This is a genomic window from Curvibacter soli (genome assembly GCF_029211125.1).
GTDB classification, from domain to species: domain Bacteria; phylum Pseudomonadota; class Gammaproteobacteria; order Burkholderiales; family Burkholderiaceae_C; genus Curvibacter_A; species Curvibacter_A soli.
Map to the genome: position 1 here is coordinate 1 of NZ_JARGEN010000051.1, position 21678 is coordinate 21678.

At 66.3% G+C, this 21678-nt stretch carries 23 protein-coding genes; 4 read left to right on the forward strand and 19 right to left on the reverse strand.

The features are described 5' to 3' along the window. The first annotated feature begins 72 nt into the window (after positions 1-72). Positions 73-1965, forward strand: coding sequence for an ATP-binding cassette domain-containing protein (locus PY257_RS11180; protein WP_275741771.1), 1893 nt, complete (start codon positions 73-75; stop codon positions 1963-1965). 67 nt (positions 1966-2032) lie between these two features. Continuing rightward, positions 2033-3682, forward strand: coding sequence for a phospholipase D family protein (locus PY257_RS11185; RefSeq protein WP_275741773.1), 1650 nt, complete (start codon positions 2033-2035; stop codon positions 3680-3682). A gap of 139 nt (positions 3683-3821) precedes the next feature. On the opposite strand, the gene PY257_RS11190 is transcribed toward PY257_RS11185, so the two are convergent. The 7 genes from PY257_RS11190 to PY257_RS11220 form a co-directional block, all read right to left on the reverse strand. After that, positions 3822-4937 carry a protein-glutamate methylesterase/protein-glutamine glutaminase gene (locus PY257_RS11190; protein ID WP_275741775.1) on the reverse strand — a complete coding sequence of 372 codons (1116 nt, stop codon included), beginning with the start codon at positions 4935-4937 and terminating at the stop codon, positions 3822-3824. Positions 4938-4957: 20 nt separating this feature from the next. After that, entirely contained in the window at positions 4958-5692 is a 735-nt protein-coding gene (cheD, locus tag PY257_RS11195) for a chemoreceptor glutamine deamidase CheD (protein ID WP_419095697.1), read from the reverse strand. 72 nt (positions 5693-5764) lie between these two features. Continuing rightward, a complete protein-coding gene (locus tag PY257_RS11200) occupies positions 5765-6652 on the reverse strand; it encodes a CheR family methyltransferase (RefSeq protein ID WP_275741777.1) in 888 nt (295 codons plus the stop codon). 49 nt (positions 6653-6701) lie between these two features. Beyond that, complete coding sequence (locus PY257_RS11205) at positions 6702-7193, reverse strand: chemotaxis protein CheW (RefSeq protein ID WP_275741779.1); 492 nt, start codon at positions 7191-7193, stop codon at positions 6702-6704. A gap of 24 nt (positions 7194-7217) precedes the next feature. Further along, positions 7218-9374 carry a chemotaxis protein CheA gene (locus PY257_RS11210; protein ID WP_275741781.1) on the reverse strand — a complete coding sequence of 719 codons (2157 nt, stop codon included), beginning with the start codon at positions 9372-9374 and terminating at the stop codon, positions 7218-7220. Between the two features lie 39 nt (positions 9375-9413). Further along, positions 9414-9776, reverse strand: a complete 363-nt coding sequence (locus tag PY257_RS11215; RefSeq protein ID WP_275741783.1) for a response regulator — start codon at positions 9774-9776, stop codon at positions 9414-9416. A 52-nt stretch (positions 9777-9828) separates the two neighbouring features. Beyond that, complete coding sequence (locus PY257_RS11220) at positions 9829-10227, reverse strand: hypothetical protein (protein WP_419095698.1); 399 nt, start codon at positions 10225-10227, stop codon at positions 9829-9831. Between the two features lie 260 nt (positions 10228-10487). Here PY257_RS11220 and PY257_RS11225 point away from each other — a divergent pair, with 260 nt between their 5' ends. Both PY257_RS11225 and PY257_RS11230 read left to right on the forward strand, forming a co-directional pair. Further along, a complete protein-coding gene (locus PY257_RS11225) occupies positions 10488-11606 on the forward strand; it encodes an ATP-binding response regulator (protein ID WP_275741785.1) in 1119 nt (372 codons plus the stop codon). After that, the gene (locus PY257_RS11230) at positions 11603-12232 is read left to right on the forward strand and encodes a response regulator (RefSeq protein WP_275741787.1); all 630 of its coding nucleotides are present in this window, start codon (positions 11603-11605) and stop codon (positions 12230-12232) included. The genes PY257_RS11225 and PY257_RS11230 overlap by 4 nt, the downstream gene beginning before the upstream one ends. Positions 12233-12244: 12 nt before the next feature. Here PY257_RS11230 and fliR read toward each other — a convergent pair whose 3' ends face one another. The 12 genes from fliR to fliG form a co-directional block, all read right to left on the reverse strand. Beyond that, a complete protein-coding gene (fliR, locus tag PY257_RS11235) occupies positions 12245-13012 on the reverse strand; it encodes a flagellar biosynthetic protein FliR (RefSeq protein WP_275741789.1) in 768 nt (255 codons plus the stop codon). A 39-nt stretch (positions 13013-13051) separates the two neighbouring features. Next, on the reverse strand, positions 13052-13321 hold the full coding sequence (fliQ, locus tag PY257_RS11240; protein ID WP_275741791.1) for a flagellar biosynthesis protein FliQ: 270 nt from the start codon (positions 13319-13321) through the stop codon (positions 13052-13054). Between the two features lie 15 nt (positions 13322-13336). Continuing rightward, the gene (fliP, locus tag PY257_RS11245) at positions 13337-14113 is read right to left on the reverse strand and encodes a flagellar type III secretion system pore protein FliP (RefSeq protein ID WP_275741793.1); all 777 of its coding nucleotides are present in this window, start codon (positions 14111-14113) and stop codon (positions 13337-13339) included. Further along, positions 14106-14450 (reverse strand): FliO/MopB family protein, encoded by a 345-nt coding sequence (locus tag PY257_RS11250; protein ID WP_275741795.1) that lies wholly within the window; start codon positions 14448-14450, stop codon positions 14106-14108. Before PY257_RS11250 ends, fliP begins: the two co-directional genes overlap by 8 nt. A 13-nt stretch (positions 14451-14463) precedes the next feature. After that, entirely contained in the window at positions 14464-14904 is a 441-nt protein-coding gene (gene fliN, locus PY257_RS11255) for a flagellar motor switch protein FliN (protein WP_275741798.1), read from the reverse strand. Then, complete coding sequence (gene fliM, locus PY257_RS11260; protein ID WP_275741800.1) at positions 14894-15898, reverse strand: flagellar motor switch protein FliM; 1005 nt, start codon at positions 15896-15898, stop codon at positions 14894-14896. The genes fliN and fliM overlap by 11 nt, the downstream gene beginning before the upstream one ends. Positions 15899-15919: 21 nt before the next feature. Continuing rightward, positions 15920-16501: a flagellar basal body-associated FliL family protein gene (locus PY257_RS11265; protein ID WP_275741802.1), complete on the reverse strand. Its 582-nt coding sequence runs from the start codon at positions 16499-16501 to the stop codon at positions 15920-15922. Between the two features lie 163 nt (positions 16502-16664). Further along, on the reverse strand, positions 16665-17999 hold the full coding sequence (locus PY257_RS11270) for a flagellar hook-length control protein FliK (RefSeq protein WP_275741804.1): 1335 nt from the start codon (positions 17997-17999) through the stop codon (positions 16665-16667). A gap of 5 nt (positions 18000-18004) precedes the next feature. Continuing rightward, complete coding sequence (gene fliJ, locus PY257_RS11275; protein WP_275741806.1) at positions 18005-18472, reverse strand: flagellar export protein FliJ; 468 nt, start codon at positions 18470-18472, stop codon at positions 18005-18007. 11 nt (positions 18473-18483) lie between these two features. Further along, on the reverse strand, positions 18484-19878 hold the full coding sequence (fliI, locus tag PY257_RS11280; RefSeq protein WP_275741808.1) for a flagellar protein export ATPase FliI: 1395 nt from the start codon (positions 19876-19878) through the stop codon (positions 18484-18486). Then, on the reverse strand, positions 19868-20614 hold the full coding sequence (locus tag PY257_RS11285) for a FliH/SctL family protein (RefSeq protein WP_275741810.1): 747 nt from the start codon (positions 20612-20614) through the stop codon (positions 19868-19870). The genes fliI and PY257_RS11285 overlap by 11 nt, the downstream gene beginning before the upstream one ends. Beyond that, positions 20595-21590, reverse strand: coding sequence for a flagellar motor switch protein FliG (gene fliG / locus PY257_RS11290; protein WP_275741811.1), 996 nt, complete (start codon positions 21588-21590; stop codon positions 20595-20597). The genes PY257_RS11285 and fliG overlap by 20 nt, the downstream gene beginning before the upstream one ends. Positions 21591-21678: the final 88 nt, after the last annotated feature.

Here is a 21678-nt window from a genome sequence, read left to right on the forward strand (position 1 = left end):
GTCCGCTGCCGCCCTGGCTTCCGCCAGAGCCGCGCGCATTGACGGGGTAACTGCCGGATTTAGGTTCATCGCATGGCTCTTCTGACTCTTCTGAACGCGCAACTGGCCTTTGGTCATGTCGCGCTCCTCGACCATGCCGATTTCGCACTGGAGCCGCGCGAACGCATCGGTATCGTCGGCCGCAACGGGACGGGCAAATCCTCCCTGCTCAAGATACTGGCGGGCCAAGAGCGCCCCGACGATGGAGCTCTCCAGCTTCAACAAGGACTGCGCATCGCTTATGTCGCGCAGGAACCCGTGCTTGAGGAAAATGACAACGTTTTCGAGGCCATCGGCGCGGGGTTGCATGAAGTGCGTGCGCTCAGGGAGCGTTTTTCATCTGCGGCGCACGCCCATGAGCTGGACAATCTGCAATCCCGGATCGAAGCCCAGGACGGCTGGAACTGGGAGCAGCGCGTCGACGAGACCGTTGCCCGGCTCGGGCTGGATCCACATGCCAAGGTGAACGCGCTCTCTGGCGGCAAGCGCAAGCTGGTCGCCCTGGCGCAAGCACTGGTCACAAAGCCAGACGTGCTGCTGCTAGACGAGCCGACCAACCACCTGGATATCAGCGCGATAGAAAAGCTCGAAGAACTGCTCATCGGCTTCCATGGCAGCGTAGTGACGATCAGCCACGACCGCACCTTCCTGGACCGCGTGGTGACACGCATCGTCGAACTCGACCGGGGCAAGCTGCGCTCTTTTCCCGGCAATTTCCAGAGCTATGTGCAGCAAAAGGAGGCGCAACTGGCGCACGAAGCAACGCTGGCCGGCAAGGAAGACCGCCTGCTGTCCCAGGAGGAAGCCTGGATCCGCAAGGGCGTGGAAGCCCGGCGCACACGCAGCCAAAGCCGCATCACGCGGCTGGAGCGGCTGCGCGCGAACCGCACCGCGCGGCGCGAGGTCATGGGCAGCGTCAAGCTATCGCTGTCAGCCGGCGCGCCCTCGGGCAAGATCGTTGCCGACCTTGATGCCGCATCGCTGTCGTTCGGCGACAAGATCGTCATTCGCGACTTCACGTCCACCATCCTGCGCGGCGACAAGGTCGGCATCGTCGGCCCGAACGGTGCGGGCAAGACGACACTCATCAAACTGATCCTGGGCGGCCTGGAGCCCCAGAGCGGTCAGGTGCGGCGGGGGTCCAACCTGCAGGTGGCCTATTTCGACCAATTCCGCCAGGAGCTTGATCTCGATGCCACGCTGGAAGACTTCATCAGCCCTGGCAGCGAATGGGTAGAGATCGGCAGCGAGCGCAAGCACGTCAAGAGCTACCTGGGCGACTTCCTTTTCTCCCCGGCACGCGCAGCAGCACCGGTGCGGTCGCTTTCGGGCGGGGAGCGAAGCCGCCTGCTGCTGGCGCGGCTGTTCGCGCGCCCGGCCAACGTGCTGGTGCTCGACGAGCCCACGAATGACCTGGACATCGAAACGCTGGATCTGCTCGAAGATATGCTGCAGCAGTACACCGGCACCGTGTTCCTGGTCAGCCACGACCGGGCCTTCGTCGACAACGTGGCCACCAGCATGATCGCCTCCGAAGGCGATGGGCAGTGGAAGGAGTACGAAGGCGGCATCCAGGACTGGCTGCTGCAATCGAGCCGTTCCGTCAAGCCGGCCGCGGCCATGCCCGCCGCCGCGCTTGCGCCGCAGCGCGGCCCCGCTCCCGTCCCGCAAGCGGCCCCGGGCATCGAGGCCGATGCCAAAAGCCTGCGCCGCAAGCTGTCGTACAAGGAGCAGCGCGAACTGGAAAGCCTGCCCGCGCGCATCCAGCAGCTCGAAACCGAGCAGCAGACGCTGCAACGCGAGCTGGCCGATGGCGGCCTGTATGCACGCGACCTGGCGCGGGCCGTCGGCCTGCAGCAGCGCCTGGACGCGGTGGAAGAAGAGCTGGGCCAGGCGATCGAGCGCTGGGTCGAACTGTCGCCCTGAGCCGATTGCGGGACTGCGCAGCGTCTTACACGCGCGCCGGCACTGCGGGCCTAGATTCGGCATCTCCATGGGTGCAACCCTCTCCTTTCCGCACCGCCGCATCTGCATCGTCGCATGGGGCCTTGCCGTTCTTGCCTGCCTGGCGGCGGGCTGCGCCAGCCTGCCGGACAACGTGGGGCGCACGCCCTCGTATGCGCCCGCGCCCGCCGCCACGGCGGACACCCGCCTGGGCCGGCTCGCCCAGGCGCTGCGGCCTGCACAGCAAGCCGGCTTTTCGGGTTTCCATGCGCTCGACGACTCCGAAAGCGCGTACGGCACCCGCCTCGCACTGATCGAAGCCACCCACGCCACGCTGGACCTGCAGTACTACAGCATCCATTACGACGGCTCCACCCGGGCGCTGCTACAGGCCATCCGCCGCGCCGGGCTGCGCGGCGTGCGCGTGCGCATCCTGCTCGACGACTTCAACGCCTCGGGCGCCAATGCCCGGGTGCTGCTGCTCAACCAGGTGCCCAACGTCGAAGTGCGCATGTTCAACCCACTGCCCGGGCCGCGGCGCACGCAGTTCGGCAGGGTGTTGAATGCGCTGTTCGATTTCCAGCATGCGCAGCAGCGCATGCACAACAAGGTACTGGTGGCCGACAACGCCTTCGCCATCACGGGCGGCCGCAACCTGGGCGACGCCTACTTCGGCCAGGGCCAGCGCAGCAATTTCCTGGACCTGGACCTGCTGACCATGGGGCCCGTCATCGATGACATTTCCCACAGCTTCGACGCGTACTGGAACCATGCACTGGCATACCCCGTGGAAACGCTGCTCACCCCCGGCGAGATGCGGCAGCTCCGCGCCGAGGCACAAAGGCCGGAGGAAGCAGTGCGCACGGCGCCGCAGCAGCCCGGCGCGGCGGACGATGCTGGCCCGGGGGTGCCCGCTGCCGCGCAAGCCCCGGTGGAGGCGCGCGTGGTGCCCGACTCGCAAAGCGCTGCCGACCAGTTGCTGGCCGGGCAGTTGCCGTTCGTGTGGGCGCCCGCCCTGCTGCTGGCCGACAAGCCCGGCAAGATCGCGCCGGAAGACCCCGAGGCGGAGGAAGACACCATGGTCGACGGCCTGCAGCGGCTGATGCAGCAAGCCCGCCATGAGGTGCTGATCGTCTCGGCCTACTTCGTGCCCGGCGACGACATGATGGAGATGTTCGCCCGCTTGGCGCAGCGCGGCGTGCGCGTGCGCGTGCTGACCAACTCGCTCGCCTCCAACGATGCACCGCTGGCGCACGTGGGCTACGCGCGCTACCGCCAGCGCCTGCTGGCGCTGGGCGTGGAGCTTTACGAACTGCGCTCCGAAGGCAACACGCACAGGCGGCTGCTCGGTTCGTCGCCCGCCTCGCACGCCAGCCTGCATACCAAACTGGTGGTGATCGATGGCAGGCTGCTGGTCGTGGGCTCGATGAACCTGGACCTGCGCTCGAAACTCCAGAACACCGAAGTGGCGCTCGTGGTGCGCAGCACGGCGCTGGCGGGCGCCGTGACCCGCGACATCGCCGCGGCGCTGGACGCCGAAAGCTTCCGGCTCGAACTGGTCGATGAGCACATCCGCTGGACCGTGCCGGCCCGCGGCACGCAGCCGGCACAGCAGTGGGATTCCGAGCCCGACGCGGGCCTGGGGCTGCGCCTTCTGCTGCTGCTCGCCGCACCGTTCGCACCCGACGAGATGCTTTGAGGCCACGCGCATGCCGCTACATTTTTGCTAGCTGCCACCGCAATATCCATAAGGACTTCAGATATAAAACATTCTGAAATCCTTGTAGATATTGCGGTAGCAGCTACTTTTTATGTAGCATTCCGGTGCAGGCACCAGGTCAGATGCGGTGGTGCAGCCGATCTGTCGTACCACGCAGTCTGGCGATCAGCGCGGGGGCGATCTGCGTCAAGGGCAAAACCTCGTCGGCGGCGCCATGGGCGATCGCCTCGCGCGGCATGCCGAACACGATGCAACTGGCCTCGTCCTGCACGAAGTTGTAGCTGCCGCTGTCGCGCATCTCGCGCATGGCCTTCGCGCCGTCGTTGCCCATGCCGGTCAGCATCACGCCGTAGGCATTGCGCCCCACGATCTCCGCCGCGGACCTGAACAGCACCTCCACCGAAGGCTTGTGGCGGTTGACGGGTTCGCCGTCCTCCACCACGGCCACATAGTTGGCGCCGCTGCGGTTCACGCGCAAGTGCATGCCGCCCGGGGCGATGTAGGCGTGGCCGGGCAGGATGCGCTCGCCGTTGGCCGCCTCCTTCACCGTGATCTGGCACAGGCTGTTCAGGCGCGCGGCGAAGCTGGTGGTGAAGCCCGGCGGCATGTGCTGCGTGATCACGATGGCCGGCGAGTCGGCGGGCATCTGCACCAGGATTTCCTTGATGGCCTCGGTGCCGCCCGTGGAGGCGCCGATGAAGATCAGCTTCTCGGTGGAGAGGCGGCCCAGCAGCGATGCCGGCGCCCGAGGCGCGGCGGGCGTGCCATGCGGCGCTGCACCGCCCTCGCCCGCCGGCGCATGGGCGGACGTACCGAAGTGCGCCCTTCGCACGTGGGCCACGGCGGCCACGCGGATCTTCTCGACGATCTCGTGCGCCAACTCGTTCAGGCCGTTGGCCAGCCCCACGCGCGGCTTGGCCACGAAATCGACTGCGCCCAGCTCCAGCGCCTTGAGCGTGACTTCCGCGCCCTTTTCGGTCAGCGTGGACACCATCACCACGGGCATGGGGCGCAGGCGCATCAGCCGGCCCAGGAAGTCGATGCCGTCCATGCGCGGCATTTCGACGTCGAGCGTGATCACGTCGGGACTGCGCTCGCGGATCATCTCGCGCGCGATGAGCGGGTCGTTGGCCGTGCCGATGCATTCCATGTCCCGCTGCCGATTGATGATCTCCGACAACAGGCTGCGCACCAGCGCCGAGTCGTCGACCACGATCACGCGTATTTTTTTCATGGCGTCTCCCACTGCCGGATTCAGAACAGATCGACCGAGCCACCCGCGGTCTTCTGGGCCACCGCCACGACATTGCCCTTGACCTCCTGCGCCACCAGCGTCTCGGGATGGGCATGCGCCAGACGCTTGACCATCGCCTTGCCGGTGACGGGGAAGAAGCACACCTTGCGCGGATAGATGTCCAGCACATCCTCTGACACCACGGGAATGCGCTCGGTGTGCAGGTAGTCGATCACGAACTTGGTGTTGCGCTCGCCGACGTTCATGGTCGTGAAGTTGTGCATCACCTGCGCGCCGCCGAATATCTTGGCCTGCATGCTCTCGCGGCGCGCGCCCAGCTTGAGCATTTCGTTGATGAGCAGCTCCATCGCATAGGAGCCGTAGCGCCCCGAAATATCGGCCGAATCGCCATCGGGCAGCATGAAGTGGTTCATGCCGCCCGTGCGCATGCGGCTGTCCCACAGGCAGGCGGCAATGCACGAGCCCAGCACCGTCATGATGACCAGGTTCTCGTTGGCGACGTAGTACTCGCCGGGCAGTATCTTGACGGCGTTGTACTGGAAGTGATGGTCGAAATAGAAGAACGCCGCCTCGCCGGGCTTGCGCGCGCGGGTCTTCAGCTCTTCCAGCGACGACTGCGGCGCCGGCCCGCCGGCAACCGGCAGCAGCGCCGCGTTGAGCGGCGCCATGCGCGGGATGCGGCGCCGGTCCATGGCCCCGCCGGCAGGCAAGGAAGGCGAAGGAATTTCACTCATGGCCCAGACCGCTCCATAAACAGCCGTTGGAAAGCGAAAAGCCCTTGCTTCTCCCGGAACGCAGGTATGGATTCATATGCGCTCGTAGACGGTTTTGCCGCGCAGCGCGAACAGATCGCGCGACTCGCTGAAGTTTTCAGCATGCCCCACGAACAGCAGCCCCTTGGGCTTGAGCACGCGGTGGATGCGCTCCAGCACCTGCCGCTGCGTGGCGGCATCGAAATAGATCATGACGTTGCGGCAGAACACCGCATCGAATGGCTCGCGGAACGGCCAGTCGTTGCGGATCAGGTTCACGCTGATGAAGTCGATGACCCGCCGCAATTCCGGCTTGGCGCGCACCATGCCTTCGTTGGTGCCCTTGCCGCGCAGGAAGAAGCGATGCAGCCGCGCCGCATCCAGGCCCTTGAGCGCATCGGCGCGGTAGACGCCCGTGGCAGCGGAAGCCAGCACCTTGGAGTCGATGTCGCTGGCAACCAGCTTGAAGTTGGCCGAGGCGCCCAGCACCTCGAACGCCGTCATGGCGATGGAGTACGGCTCCTCCCCCGTGGAGGCCGCGTTGCACCACACGCGCCAGGACGACGCCGCAGGCCGCAACCGCAGGTATTCGGCCAGTATCTCGAAGTGGTGCGGCTCGCGGAAGAACGCGGTGAGGTTGGTGGTGAGCGCGTTGACGAACTCCTGCCATTCGGGGCCGTCGTCGGACTGCAGCCAGTCCAGGTATTCGCGAAAGCTCGCATAGCCCGTCTCGCGCAGCCGGCGCGACAGCCGGCTGTACACCATCGCGTGCTTGCCTTCGTGCAGATGGATGCCGGCGCGCTGGTAGATCAGGGACTGGACCTTGGCGAAATCGTCGCTGGTCCAGACGAACTCGCGTCCCTGCTCCAGGGGCCCGGAAGTCGGCGCGATGCCGCTCTCCGCGCGGCGGGGCAATGTGCTGGCGGATGGTCTGGCAGACATCAACGGCTTACCCCCATCATTTCCCAAGAGACGAAGGCAACCTGCGCGCTCAAGCTTCCGCGGGAACCAGCCCCATGTCGACGCTCGACATGAGCTTTTCGATGTCCAGCAGGATCAGCATGCGCTCGCCCACCGAGCCCAGGCCGAGGATGCAGCCGTTGTCGATCACGCTTTCGATGTCGGGCGCGGCCTTGATGTTGTCGGGCGTCAACTCCATCACGTCGCTCACCGAATCGACCACGATGCCCACCACGCGGTTGCGCAGGTTCAGGATGATCACGACCGTGAAGTTGTTGTATTCGGCATTGGCGCAGTTGAACTTCAGCCGCATGTCCACGATCGGCACGATGGTGCCGCGCAGGTTCACCACGCCCTTGATGAATTCCGGCGCATTGGCAATGCGCGTCGGTGGCTCGTAGCCCCGGATTTCCTGGACTTTGAGGATGTCGATGCCGTATTCCTCCTGGTCCAGGCGGAAGGTCAAGTACTCGCGCGCCCCGGAGGACGCCGCTTCGCCGGTCTTTCCCATGATCATGCTCATGTCAAGCTCCTTTCATTGTGAATGTCAGTGGCGTGCACGCCGCACCAGCCCTGCGGTATCGAGAATCAACGCCACCTTGCCGTCGCCCAGGATGGTGGCGCCGGAGATGTTCGGGATCTTCCGGTAGTTGCTCTCCAGGTTCTTCACCACGACCTGGTGCTGCCCCAGCAGTTCGTCCACCAGCAGCGCCACGCGGCTGCCGTCGGCTTCGACGACCACCATGATGTTGCTGGACTTCTCGAAGTCGAAGCGCGGTACCTGGAACACCTTCTCCAGCGCGATCACCGGCATGTATTCCTCGCGCACCTTGACGAGTTGCGAGCCCTGCGCCACGGTGCTGACCGACGACTGGTTGACCTGGAAGGACTCGACCACCGACGACAGCGGCAGGATGTAGACCTCGTCGCCCACGCCCACCGACATGCCGTCCATGATGGCCAGCGTGAGCGGCAGCCGCACCGACACACGCATGCCGTAGCCCTCGGCGGAGTCGATCTCCACCGTACCGTTCAGGGATGCGATGTTGCGCTTGACCACGTCCATGCCCACGCCACGGCCCGACACGTCGGTCACCTCTTCGGCCGTGGAGAACCCCGGCGCGAAGATGAGCTGCCAGACGTCGGCATCGCTCATCTGGTCCGAAACCTCCAGGCCGCGCTCGCGCGCCTTGGCCATGATCTTGGTGCGCGAGAGGCCACGCCCGTCGTCGCGCACCTCGATCACGATGGAGCCGCCCTGGTGCGAGGCAGATAGCGTGATGGTGCCGTGCTCGGACTTGCCCTTGGCCAGCCGGTCCGCGGGCAGCTCGATGCCGTGGTCGCAGCTGTTGCGCACCAAGTGGGTCAGCGGGTCGGTGATTTTCTCGACCAGGCCCTTGTCCAGCTCGGTGGCCTCGCCGTGCGTCACCAGATCAACCTTCTTGCCCAGCTTGTTGGCCAGGTCGCGCAGCATGCGTGGAAAGCGGCTGAACACGATGGACATCGGAATCATGCGGATCGACATGACCGATTCCTGCAAGTCGCGCGTATTGCGGTCCAGGTCCGCCAGGCCCGCCAGAAGCTGCTGGTACACCGCGCCATCGAGGCCGCGGCTGTTCTGCGCCAGCATGGCCTGCGTGATGACCAGCTCGCCCACCAGGTTGATGAGCTGGTCGACCTTGCTGACCGCGACGCGGATGGTGGCGGTCTCCATCTGCGCCTGATTGGCAACCTTGGGCTCGGCAGCCTTGCCGGTGGCGGCGCTGGCCCCCGCCTTGGCGGCGACGGCGTCTCCGGCAGGCTTTGCATCGGCCGCCATGCCTGTCGGCGCACCGGGCGCGCCGGCAAAGAAACCGAAGCCGGCATTCCCCATGACTCCGTCCACCGCGGCGGCGACCGCGGGCCGCTCCGCGGCAGCGGTGGCGGTGGCGGCCTGGTCGACGATCCGGACCTGCTCCTTGGCCACATGGAACGCGAAGAGATCCAGCAGATCGGCGTCCGACGAATTCGTCTGCACCGCGAACACGCGCATGCCCGCATCGCCGCCCGGCACGGCAGTGATGGTGCCCAGGCCTGGAATGTCGCGGAACAGCTCCGTCAAAGCATCTGCCTGCTCGGGGTGGGACAGAGGCCCGATGCGGATCTCCAGCCTGCGCGCGCCTGCCGCATCGCCGCCCGCTGCCACCGAAGCCGCGGCGGGCGGCGCAGGGACGGCCACCGGCGCCACAACCGGGGACGCCGCCACGGGCGCAGGGGCAGGCGCAGGGGCAGCGGCATCGGGCACGACACCCGCCGCCAGTTCGCTGATGCGCCGCACGAGATCGGTGGTCGACACTGCCTCGCCTTCGCCGCCCGCCTGGTGGCGCGCGAGCAGGCTGCGCGATGCGTCGGCGGATTCCAGCAGCACATCCACCATGGGCGGAATGGCCTGCAACTCGTGGCGCCGCAGGCGGTCGAGCAGCGACTCCATGTGGTGGGTCAGTTCAGCCACGTCGGAGAAGCCGAAAGTGGCGGCCCCGCCCTTGATCGAATGGGCGCAGCGAAAGATGCCATTCAACTCTTCGTCGTCGGCCGTGCCAAGGTCCAAGTCCAGGAGCATCTGCTCCATATGGTCGAGGTTCTCGCCCGCCTCTTCGAAGAAGATTTGGTAGAACTGGCTGAGGTCGAAATCTGCGCCTGCACCCTCTTGCTGCGTTTCACCCATGACGGGCTCCTTTGCTTTCCATGGAACAGGGAGTTTCGACTAACGTATGACTTTCTGTATGACTTCGATCAAGCGATTGGGATCGAACGGCTTGACGAGCCAGCCCGTCGCGCCGGCGGAGCGGCCCGCCTGCTTCATCTGGTCGCTGGATTCGGTGGTGAGGATCAGGATCGGGATGGTCTTGAACTTCGGGTTCTCGCGCAGGCGCCGAGTCAGCCCGATGCCGTCGAGCCGCGGCATGTTCTGGTCGGCCAGCACGAGGTCGATTGCGTGGTTCTGCGCCTTCTCGTAGGCGTCTTCGCCATCCACCGCCTCGACAACGTTGTACCCGGCGCCAGTGAGCGTGAAGGAAACCATTTTGCGCATCGACGGGGAATCATCAACGGCGAGGATCGACTGCATGTAAAGCTCCAGTTTTCTGAAATGTATCGATGGTCGGGGAAAGGAGACGCGCTCAGAAGAGATCCACGGAGCCTGCGTCCATTTCGCTTTGGGTGACGGGGTTGGGGCGGTCCGGCTCCATTTCGGCGAAGGGCGCGGGCTCTTCGTCCTCTTCGTGGCCCATGGTTTCCGCGGCGATCCGGAAAGCACACCCTTGCAGCACCTTGGTGGTGTGCCAGATCAGCTGCGAAGCCATGTCATGAAATTGCAGCTCGGTCACGGCGGCGCGCAAGGCCTGCCGCGCCTCGGACAGTTGAGCGGAATCGGCCATGGCAGCCGTTGCGCAGAGCAGGGTGTTGGCAACCCCGAAGCGCTCCAGCAGATTGTCCGTCGCATGGCTGAGCAAGCCCTCGAGCCGCTGCAGGTCGTGCATGGCCGTCAGCAGCGAATCCTGCAATTCCGCAGCGACCATGACCGGCAGCCTCACCCCTGGCTCTGAAGACGCTGAGGTTGCTTCCATTTTTTCTCCATCGCCCATAAGCATTCCTGACAACCATCGCCAGCGACGCGGAACGCGTGACGTGGATGCTGTACTAGCAACATCCGGACCCACCGGCGAAGGCTTGCTGCGCCGCCCGGGCCCATTTCAACCCGCCTGAATCCTTGCAATGATCGGGAAACATCCTTGCCTATCCCTATCTCCCGCCATCTGTAACCTATGATAGCGCTCATATGCTCCCTCCAGCGTATGACGGGCCCAGGCCCATTCGCATTCTTCATCTGGAAGACTCGCCGGCAGACCACCAGTTGGCGCTCGCCGCACTGCGCAAGACGGCCATGCCGTGCGACATGCGCCGCGTAGATTCCCTGGGCGAGTTCGCCCGCGAAATCGCCGAACGCGAGTTCGATGTCATCCTCGCCGACTACCGCCTGCCGGGGTTCACGGCACTGGACGCCTGGCGCCTGCTCTCGGCGCATCCATCACACCCGCCGTTCATCCTCGTCTCCGGCGCGATCGGCGAAACTGCGGCCGTCGACGCCCTGCACCACGGTATCAGCGATTATTTGCTGAAGGAAGACATGCACCGCCTGGGCCGCGTGGTGGCGCGCGCGCTGGAGGTGCACGAAGCCCGCGTGGCACGCGAACGCGCTGCCGCCGCCCTGACGGCCTCGCGCCAGCAGCTCGCGGAGCTGACCGAACACCTGCAGACCTCCATAGAGCAGGAACGCGCGGCCATCGCGCGCGAGATCCACGACGACATCGGCGGCTCGCTGGCCGCCGTGCAGTTCGACCTCGCATGGATCGTCCGCCATGCGGGCGACACCGAGCAACGCCGGCACGCACAGGCCGCGCAGGACATGCTGCAGCATGCCCTGGGGGCCAGCCAGCGCATCATGATGAACCTGCGTCCGCCCGTGCTGGATCAGGGGCTGGTGGCGGCCATTCAGTGGCTGGCGCGCAACTTCGAGCAGCGCACCGCGATCGCGGTGGATTTCCATGCCACGGCGGAACACATCCCCGCGTCCCAGCCAGTGCAGCTCGTCGCCTACCGCACGGCGCAGGAGGCACTGACCAATGTGTCCAAGTACGCGCAATGCAGCCGCGTGCGCATCGACCTGTCGGGCAGCGAGAACGTCCTGACGCTCGAAGTGTCCGACAACGGGCAAGGCCTGGCCATGGGATCGCTGGACAAGCCCCGCGCCTTCGGGCTCAAGGGCCTGCGCGAACGCGCCCGCACGGTGGACGGCTGGCTCGACGTGGGCAGCCAGGCCGGGCGCGGCACCTCGGTCACGCTGTCCGTACCGCTGTCCGCTGACGCCGCGCCCTCCGGCGAAGAGGACGCGCCATGATCCGCGTCATCCTCTGCGACGACCATGCGGTGCTGCGCCGCGGCATCCGCGACACCCTGTGCGAATGCACGGACATCGAGGTCACCGGCGAAGCCGGCAGCTATGCCGAGCTGCGTGACCTGCTGCGCACCGCCGCCTGCGACGTGTTGCTGCTGGACCTCAGCATGCCCGGACGCGGCGGGCTGGAGGTCTTGGCGAGCCTGCGGGAAACCGGCTCGCCCATCAAGGTGCTGGTCGTATCGATGTATCCCGAGGATCAATACGCCCTGCGCAGCCTGCGGGCCGGCGCCCAGGGCTATGCCAACAAGGCGGGTGCACCGGAAGACCTGATCACTGCGGTGCGTACCGTCATGCAGGGGCGCAAGTACCTCACGCCCGAGGTCGCGCAAATGCTGGCGGAAAGCGTGGCCCAGCCCACACCGGCCGTGCCGCATGAAACGCTGTCGGAGCGCGAGATGCAGACGCTGGTGAAGATCGCCTCGGGCAAGCGGCTTTCGGAAATCGCCGAAGAGTTGATGTTGAGCCCCAAGACCGTCAGCGTCTACCGTGCGCGGGTGCTCGAAAAGCTCCAGTTGGCCAATAACGCCGAACTTACGGTCTACGCGATCCGCAACGCGCTGGTGTAGCGCTACCGTCCATCACCGGGCCGAGAAGATGTCGATCATCTGCTGCAGCAGCGTGAGCATGGGTTGCTCCAGCATGGGCAGCGTCGCGGCAATGCCCACCAGCCCCATGGTCAACGTCACGGGGAAGCCCACCGCGTAGATGTTCATCTGCGGCGCCACGCGCGAGACCACCCCCAGCGTCAAGTTGACGAACAGCAGCAGCGCGATCATGGGCAGGGCGATCCAGAGCGCGCTTGAGAACAGCGCCGTGCCAAACTCGTGCAAACCCAGCCCCTGCAGCGATGCCACGACATTGCCGTTGACCGGAAAGCGCTCGAAGCTCGCCACCACCGCCATGAGCACCACCAAGTGCCCGTTGACCACGACGAAGAGCAGGGTACCGATGTTGCCGAAGAAGCGCGACACTGCGCTGACCTGCGAATTACTCGCCGGGTCGAAGAAGGCGGCAAAGTTCAGGCCCATCTGCAGCCCGATCACTTCCCCCGCCAGCTCCACCGCAGCGAATACCAGACGCACGGCGAACCCGATGGACATGCCCACGCCCAGTTGCTGGGCGACGGCGCCCAGCGCCTCGCGTCCGTTGACGTCAATGATCGGCTGACTCTCCAGCATAGGCTGTGCGCACAGCGCGATGAGAAACGCCAAGCCTACGCGAGCCTGCACCGGAATCACGCGCATCGAGAACACCGGCGCCACGCTGAAAAGCGCCAGCACGCGCAGGAATGGCCACAGGATGGGGGAAATCCAGGCCATCAACTGCGCTTCGGAGAACGTGATCATCCAGCCCGCCTCGTTCTTTCCACCCGGTGGGCCGGCACGCTACAGGGCCAGCGCGGGAATCGACTCGATGGTGCGGCGGATGTAGTCCACCAGCGTACCCAGCATCCAAGGCCCGGCGATGGCAAACACCACGACCGCGGCAACCAGCTTGGGCACGAAGGAAAGCGTCGCCTCATGGATCTGGGTGACAGCCTGGAAGATGCTCACAACCAGCCCCACGGCCAGCACCACCAGCAACACCGGGGCCGACACCATCAGCAGCAGCGTGAGCGCTTCGCGGCCCGTGGTCAGCACCATTTGCGCATTCATGAATCGTTCTCCATCTTACGTGGCGAAACTGGCCGCCAGCGAACCGATCAGCAGGTTCCAGCCATCGGCCAGCACGAACAGCATGAGCTTGAACGGCAGCGCCACCAGCACGGGCGAAAGCATCATCATGCCCAGCGACATCAGCACGCTGGAAACGACGATATCGATGACCAAGAAGGGAATGAAGATCATGAAGCCGATCTGGAAGGCCGATTTCAGCTCGCTGGTCACGAATGCCGGCACCAGTACCCGCAGCGGCGCAGTCTGGGCCGTCACCTCCGGCGCCAGCTTGGCCAGCCGGGCGAACAGCGCGAAGTCGGACTGCCGGGTCTGCTTGAGCATGAATTCGCGCATGGGCACCTCGGCCCGCGAGGCCGCCTGCTCGAACGTCAGTGCGTTGGTCGAATACGGCTGGTAGGCATCCTGGTACACGCGATCCAGCGTGGGGCCCATGACGAACAGCGTGAGGAACAGCGACAGGCCGACGACGATCTGGTTGGGCGGCGCCGCCTGCGTGCCCAGGGCCTGGCGCAGCAGCGAAAGCACGATGACGATGCGCGTGAAGCTGGTCATCATCAGCAGCACCGCCGGCAGGAACGAAAGCGCCGTGAAGAACAGCAGCGTCTGGATCGGCACCGAATAGCTCGTGCCGCTGCTGCCCGAGCCGATCAGCAGCGGCAACTGCCCCGTGGCCTGCTGCTGGGCGTGGGCGGCGCCCGTTGCGAACAGCGCGAAACCCGCTGCGGCCAGGACCCACGCCGCACACGCCGATACCCGCCCGCTCCTAGGCATGCGGAACCCGCTCGACAGCCGGCGCCGTGGCGGACGCAGCCTGCAACTGCGCACCGAAGCCTCCCGACACCCCGCCGCCATGCAGCGGCACGGTGTGCAGGCACTGGATGCTCTGCGCCGTTACGCCCAGCACCAGCCAGTACCGCGCCTGCTCTGGCCCCACCTCGACCGTGACGACGCGCTGGTGCGGCCCCACGGCGACCGCCGAGATGACGCGCGAGGCGGAGCCCGCCGGCGCAATGCCCTGTCCCTGCCGGCGCTGCAGCCAGCGCAGCGCCATCGGCAGCATGGCGATGACCACGACGAAAAGGACGACGGTCAGCAGCGTCTGGGCCATGGAAGACGAACTGTTATCCACGACTCACCCGGCGCAGCCGCTCGGAAGGCGTAACCACGTCGGTCAACCGGATGCCGAATTTATCGTTGACCACCACCACTTCCCCCTGCGCGATCAGGTATCCGTTGACGAGCACGTCCATCGGCTCGCCGGCCAGGGCGTCGAGTTCCACCACCGAGCCCTGGGCCAGTTGCAGGATGTACTTGATCGGCACCTTGGTGCGCCCCAGTTCCACCGACAGTTGAACCGGAATGTCCAGCACCATGCTGATGTCCTGGGAATGCCCGCTGCTGTCGGTCGCGGCCAGCGGAGGCACTGCATCGCCCGCCAGCGGGCCACCCTGCTCCACGGCCGGCCCGTCGTCTGCGCGCTTCTGTTCTTCGAGCGCCTCGGCCCAGCCCGCGAGCGGGTCTTCCGCTGCAGCGTCCTTGCTGTTGTCTTCTTCAGTTGACATCTCTCTCTCCAAGCCAGTTGAGGTCGTTGCCCCGCAGGCACTCTTCGATGCGAATGGCGTACTTCGCGTTGTGGGTGCCGTACTGGCATTCGAAAACCGGAACACCGCCGACCGATGCGCGAATGCGTGGCTGGCGGTCCAGTTCGATGAAATCGCCGGGCTTCATGGCCAGCAGTTGCTCCACCGTCGCGTCGGCGCGCGCCAGTTCGGCCACCAGCGTCACCTCGGCGGCCTGGATCTCGCGCGTCAGCACGCGCACCCAGCGGCGGTCCACCTCGATCGAGTCGCCCTGGGTGGACGAATACAGCACGTCGCGGATCGGCTCCAGCGTGGCATACGGCATGCACATGTGGATGGAGCCCGCCAGGTCGCCGATCTCCAGATGGAACGCTGTGGACACCACGATTTCGCTGGGCGTGGCGATGTTGGCGAACTGCGGCTGCATCTCGGAGCGCTGGTACTCCAGCTCCAGCGGGTAGATGCCCTGCCACGCCTTCTTGTACTCGGTGCAGATGACTTCCACCAGGCGGTTGATCACGCGCTGCTCGGTGGCCGAAAAATCGCGGCCTTCGATGCGGGTCTGGAACTTGCCCACGCCGCCGAACAGCGTGTCGATGATGCCGAAGACCAGGGTTGGCTCGCACACGATCAGACCGCTGCCGCGCAGGGGTCGGATGGCGACGATGTTGAAATTGGTGGGCACCACCAGTTCGCGCAGGAAGGCGCTGTAGCGCTGCACCGCCACCGTGCCAACGGAAATCTCTGGGCTGCGGCGGATGAAATTGAAAAGGCCGATGCGAAAGTTGCGCGCGAAGCGTTCGTTGACGATTTCCATCGTCGGCATGCGCCCGCGGACGATGCGCTCCTGGCTGGAGATGTCGTAGTCGCGGATGGCGCCTGGCTCCGGCGCATCTTCGTCGATCTTCTGGCTTTCGCCGGTGACCCCTTCGAGAAGGGCATCGACTTCTTCCTGCGAGAGAAACGATTCACTCATGGTGGAGCCTTTGCCTGCCGCCTACTGGACGATGAAGCTCGAAAACAGCACGCGCTGCACCGGATTGCGCGATGCGGCACGGCGTGGCGACGGGTCTTCGCTGTCGGCCCCATCCTCGGTGCGTGGAGGAGCCTCCTTGCGGCTCGCAACGCTGTAGCCCAGCGGGCGCGACACTTCGCGCAGCACGTCATCGGCCAGTTTCTCCTTGCCCTCGCGGCTCAGCAGCTCCTGCGACGTGCGCTGCGAAATGAGCATGAGGATCCCGCTGCGGATCGTCGGCAGGTATGCCTTGACCTGCTCTGCCGTCTTGCCGTCGGCCAGTTCCAGGGTAATGCCTACCTGGGCGAACCGGTCACCGCCAGGATCGGCCAGGTTCACCACCATATTCTCGAGCGGCAGGAAAGTGGGTGCGACTTTCGGCTGGGACTCCACCGGTGCCGCATCGCCCTCGTCAGCCGCGGCGCGGCGGCTCTGCAGCACCATGAACGCACCGGCCACCACCACTACCAGCAGCAAAACGACCACCACGCCTATGATGATCAGCTTCTTGCCCGTAGCCTTGGGCTTGTCGGTCGCCGAAGCGGCAGCAGGATTGGCAGGCACGTTGGATTCCTTTGCGACTGGGGCCCGGTGCCGCGACATGCCGGCCAGCCGTACCCGATTTGGTGTTCATTATTGAACCGCCTGCAAGGAATAATAGCCAGAATAAAGATGCAAAACTGCGGCAATCGCGCGGCTTGCGCTGGGTGGGCCACCCCAGCGTGGCTCAGGCAAAGACATCCAGCGTACGCGCTGTGCTGCCGTCCATGCCGCCGCGCGCGGCGGCAGTCCCGGCAGGCACCACTGCGGCCACCTGGGTCTGCCGCGCGCCGGAGCGCCCGGCTTCGCGCTCCCCGGACGCACCCGGATTCCCGGCATGCGCACCGGAAGCCCCCACGCTGACACCTGAAAGCACCAAGCCCTCGCTTCGCAGCATGTCTCGCAAGTGCGACGCGCTGGAGTCGAGCAGATCGCGGGTCTGGGCCTGGTCGCTGCGAAATGTCACATGGGCCTCATTGCCTTGCAGCGCGATGTGTACGTCGATGCGCTGCCCGCCCGGGTCCAGCGTCAGCTCGGCATTCTGCGTGTTGTGGCGCACCCAGTAGCCGACCTGCTCGGCAATGGCCTCCTCCGCGCCGCCGTGCGTGGTATCGATCGCTGCCGAGGGCAGGTGCGGGGACGACAGCGTGGCCGGCCCCGTGTTCATGGCCGCCAGAGCCGGGCTGGCACCGCCCGCCGCCGTGGCCGGCGTGCCCGTCGGCGTTTCCGCGACACGCAGGCCATGTCTCTCCAGACCATCCACATCCATCATTGCCGTCGCCGATGTGCCCGGCGCTTCGGTGGCCGCTTGCTGGGCCGCCGCCATGCCGGCATCGCGCCCCTGGAGCGCCAAGGAGTCCAGCGCCGCTGCATCGCGCCGCCCTGCCTGCAACGCACTCACCGGCTGTTGTGCAGAGGAAGACGAAGAAGCCGCGCCCGCAGCGGCAAGCGCCGCACTGGCGGCCCCATGGGCAGAGGAAGCCCCGGCTTTCGCGGCTGCCCGCCCCTTGACGGCAAGCGTTCCCGTCTCCACGGCCCCCTCCATGCCACCAGCGGACGCGCGCCGCATTTGCGCCAGCAGACCTGCGCCAAAACCTGCGGCGGACTCCACCTTTGCATCTCCCCCGGTCAGGGTGGCTGCATCTCCCGCAGGCGCCAGTTGCATCTGCGCCAGAAGGTCCACTCCCCGGCCCTTGCCGGCCCCGTCCTTTGCATCGTCAGCAGCCGCAACCATTGCCGGATCCTCCACCTGCGCCACCGGTATGGGCAACTGAAGGTCCACGCCCGCTTGCGCCACGGCATGGCCATGCACCTTGCGGGCCGGGCGCGCCTGCGACGGCTCGTCCGGGCCATCGCCTGCACCGTCGAGCCCCGCGTCCGCCACCGGGCCTTCGCTTGCCGCGCTGAGGAGGGAGGAAAAGTCATTGTCCCCCGCGTCGTCCTCGGTACCCCCGGCGGCCTTGGCCGCCGATGCGCCAGAGGCGGCTGCGCCGCCGGGGTTGGATATGCGTATCTGTTCCATCGCGTTCACTCCTGGTAGCCTGCCGAAGCCTGGCGGGCGGCGCTCATGGTGCGCAGCGCCGCCATTTCATCCGTCTGTTTCTGGTCCCGCCGAAGCTGGCACAGCGCCTGCTCTGCCTGCCGGCTCTCGCACACCTTGCGCAGACTGGCGAGCCGTAATTCCGCATCCAGCAACGTTTTGCGGCATGCTTCGATGCGGCCTGCATGCTCCCGCACCACTTCGGCCTGCAGGCCCATGGCATAGGCGAGGCGGCCCATGAAATGCCGATAGTGCAGCATCACTTCTGGCTGCAGCGTGGCACTGGGCCGTGCGCCCCAGCGTCCCTGTATTTCGAGCGTGTAGGCGTCAAGCTGCGCCATCTGCGCCTGCGCGGCATCGCGCTGCCCGCAGGCGTCCACGAGTGCCATGCGGGCCGCATCGCGCCTGCGCGCGGCGATGTCCACCGCGACCTGCAGGGACTGGATCGAAGACATGGGGATCTCTTTCAGCTTTCCAGCACCGCCGCCAATGCGGATGTACTTTGCGCCATGGAGGCCGACTCGAACATGTCCTGCTGCAGGAACCGCTCCATGGCGGGCAGCAGGCGGATGGCCTCGTCGAGCTCAGGATCGGAGCCGGCCATGTAGGCGCCCACCTGCACCAGATCGCGGCTTTTCTGGTAGCGGGAATACAGGGCCCGGAAGCGCCGCGCCCGCTCCATGTGGGTGCGCGGGATGACGTTGTGCATCACGCGCGAGGCCGACTGCTCAATGTCGATGGCCGGGAAGTGCCCCGCCTCCGCCAGGCTGCGCGACAACACGATGTGGCCGTCGAGGATGGCTCGGGCGGCGTCGGCGATCGGGTCCTGCTGATCGTCGCCCTCCGACAACACGGTGTAGAACGCAGTGATCGAGCCCACGCCGTTCAGCCCGTTGCCGCTGCGCTCGACGAGCTGCGGCAGCTTGGCGAAGCAGGACGGCGGATAGCCCTTGGTGGCGGGCGGCTCGCCAATGGCCAGCGCGATCTCCCGCTGCGCCATGGCGTAGCGCGTGAGCGAATCCATGAGCAGCAGCACGTGCCGGCCCTTGTCGCGGAAATGCTCGGCCACTGCCGTGGCATAGGCCGCGCCCTGCATGCGCAGCAGCGGCGGCGCGTCGGCGGGCGCGGCCACCACCACGGCGCGGCGGCGGCCTTCGGGCCCGAGGATGTCCTCGATGAACTCCTTGACCTCGCGGCCCCGCTCGCCGATCAGGCCAACCACGATCACGTCGGCCTGGGTGTAGCGCGCCATCATGCCCAACAGCACGCTCTTTCCCACGCCAGAACCCGCGAACAGGCCCAGCCGCTGGCCACGCCCTACGGTAAGCAGGGCGTTGATGGCGCGCACTCCGGTGTCGAGCGGCTCGCGCACGGGGTCACGATCCATGGCATTGATCTGCCGGCGGCCCATGGGCTGCGCCGCCACGCCGAGCAACGCGCCCGCATGGTCGAGCGCGAAGCCCTGCGCATCCACCACGCGGCCCAGCAGCCCGTCGCCCAGCGGCAGGCGCAGCACACCCGGGCCCGGCGCCGGACGCGGCGCGGCGCCCAGTGCCGGCGGCGGCACGTAAGGCGCAGCGGGCACCACGCTGGCGCCGCTGGACAGTCCCTGGATATCGCCCGCGGGCATCAGAAAGGCCCGGTCGCCCGCAAAACCGACCACCTCGGCCAATACCGGCTTGTCGCCGGGCGCGCCGATCCAGCATTGCGAGCCCACCGGCACGCGTATGCCCACAGCCTCCAGCACCAGGCCGGTCAACCGGGTCAGGGTGCCGCGCACTTCGAGCGGCACGCCCGCATCCACGCGCGTCCGCGCCTCGCCCAGCAATGCGGCCCAGGCAAGCGGGGCGTCAGGCCGCATCGCCCGGCTCCCCGGTCCAGGGCACGTCAATGCCCAGCGCAGCCACGGCGCGGACCCAGCGCTTTTCCACAGTGCCATCGATCACCATGCCGGCAGACTCCACCACGCAGCCGCCCGGGCTCAGCGCAGCATCGCCCACCCAGCGCACGGAGGATGCGCCGGCAAACTCATCCTGCAGCGGCTGCTGCACGGCATCCAGGTCCTGCGGATGCAGGCGGATGACGGCGGGCCGGCCATCGGCGACGAGCGTACCCATGGCCTCGCGCACCACGGGCTCCACCACGTTGGGGTTGATGGTGATCTCCTGGCGCACCACCTGGCGCGCTATGGCGCAGGCCAGTTGCAACACCTGCTGCGCCATGCGCTGCTCCAGCGCGGCCAGTCCCGCATCGACCGCCTGCACGAGCTCGCCGAGCCGGCGGGCTTTTTCCTGGCCCTCGTCGGCGATGTAGCCGTCCATACGGCGTTGCCATTCCAGCGCGGTTTCGCACCGCCCCTGTTCGAGCCCCTGCGCAAAACCCTCTTCACGAGCCTGGCGCAGGGCTGCTTCGCGGGTCGCGCGTTCGGCTTCCATGGCCTCTTCGTCGAAGATGGGCGCATCGGGCGGCGCCTGCGGATCTTCCAGCGCCGACACCGCCGACGCGCCCACGGCGCCGAAGCGCCATGCCGAAACCTCGCCGATCTCCTCGCTCGGGATGAAGCGGGAGTGGTAGCGGCTAGACGAAGCTGTCGTCACCACCGCCTCCCAGTGAGACCTGGCCTTCGTCAGCCAGGCGGCGCACGGTCTTGAGGATTTCCTTCTGCTGCGATTCGACCTCCGACAGCCGCATGGGCCCGCGTGAATCCAGGTCTTCGCGCAGCGCTTCGGCAGCGCGCGTGGACATGTTGGAGAGGAACTTCTCGCGCAACTCCGGCCCCGCCCCCTTGAGGGCGACGATGAGCGTCTCGGACGCGATCTCCTTGAGCGTGAGCTGGATCGCCTTGTCGTCGAGCTTGAGCACGTCGTCGAAGATGAACATCTTGTCCATGATCCGCTGCGCCAGATCGGGGTCATGGCTGCGGATCGTATCCAGCACCGCATGCTCCACATTGGTACCCAGCATGTTGATGATCTCCGCTGCCGCCTTGACGCCGCCGAGCGATGCCTTGCGCACCTTGTCGCCGCCGGCCAGCACCTTGTAGAGCACCTCGTTGAGATCCTTGAGCGCCGTTGGCTGTATGCCTTCGAGCGTGGCCACGCGCAGCAGCACCTCGCTGCGCTGGCGGTCGCTCAAATGCATCAGCACCGCCGCAGCCTGCTCGTAGTCCAGGTGCACCAGGATGGCCGCCACGATCTGCGGGTGTTCGTTGCGCAGCAACTCGGCCACGGACAGCGGGTCCATCCACTTCAGGCTTTCGATGCCCGAGGTGTCGCCGCCCTGCAGGATGCGGTCGATCAGCAAGGCCGCCTTGTCGTCGCCCAATGCGCGGCGCAGCACGGAACGTACGTAGCTGTTGGTGTCCGACACCAGCAGGCTCTGTTCGGACGCGGCCCGCGAGAACTTGACCATGACCTCGTCCACGCGCTCGCGCGTCACCGTGCGGGTGCGGGCGATGGTTTCGCCCAGGCGCTGCACCTCCTTGGGCGAGAGATGCTTGAACACCTCGGCAGCCTCTTCCTCGCCCAGCGACATGAGCAGGATGGCGGCATCGCTCAATCCCTGGTCATCCATGGCGGCCCCCGATCAGTAACGACACATCCGTCCTCCAGCATGCGGTGGCGCGTCCCCAAGGCGCCCGCGTGCAGCAGGCAGGCAACAG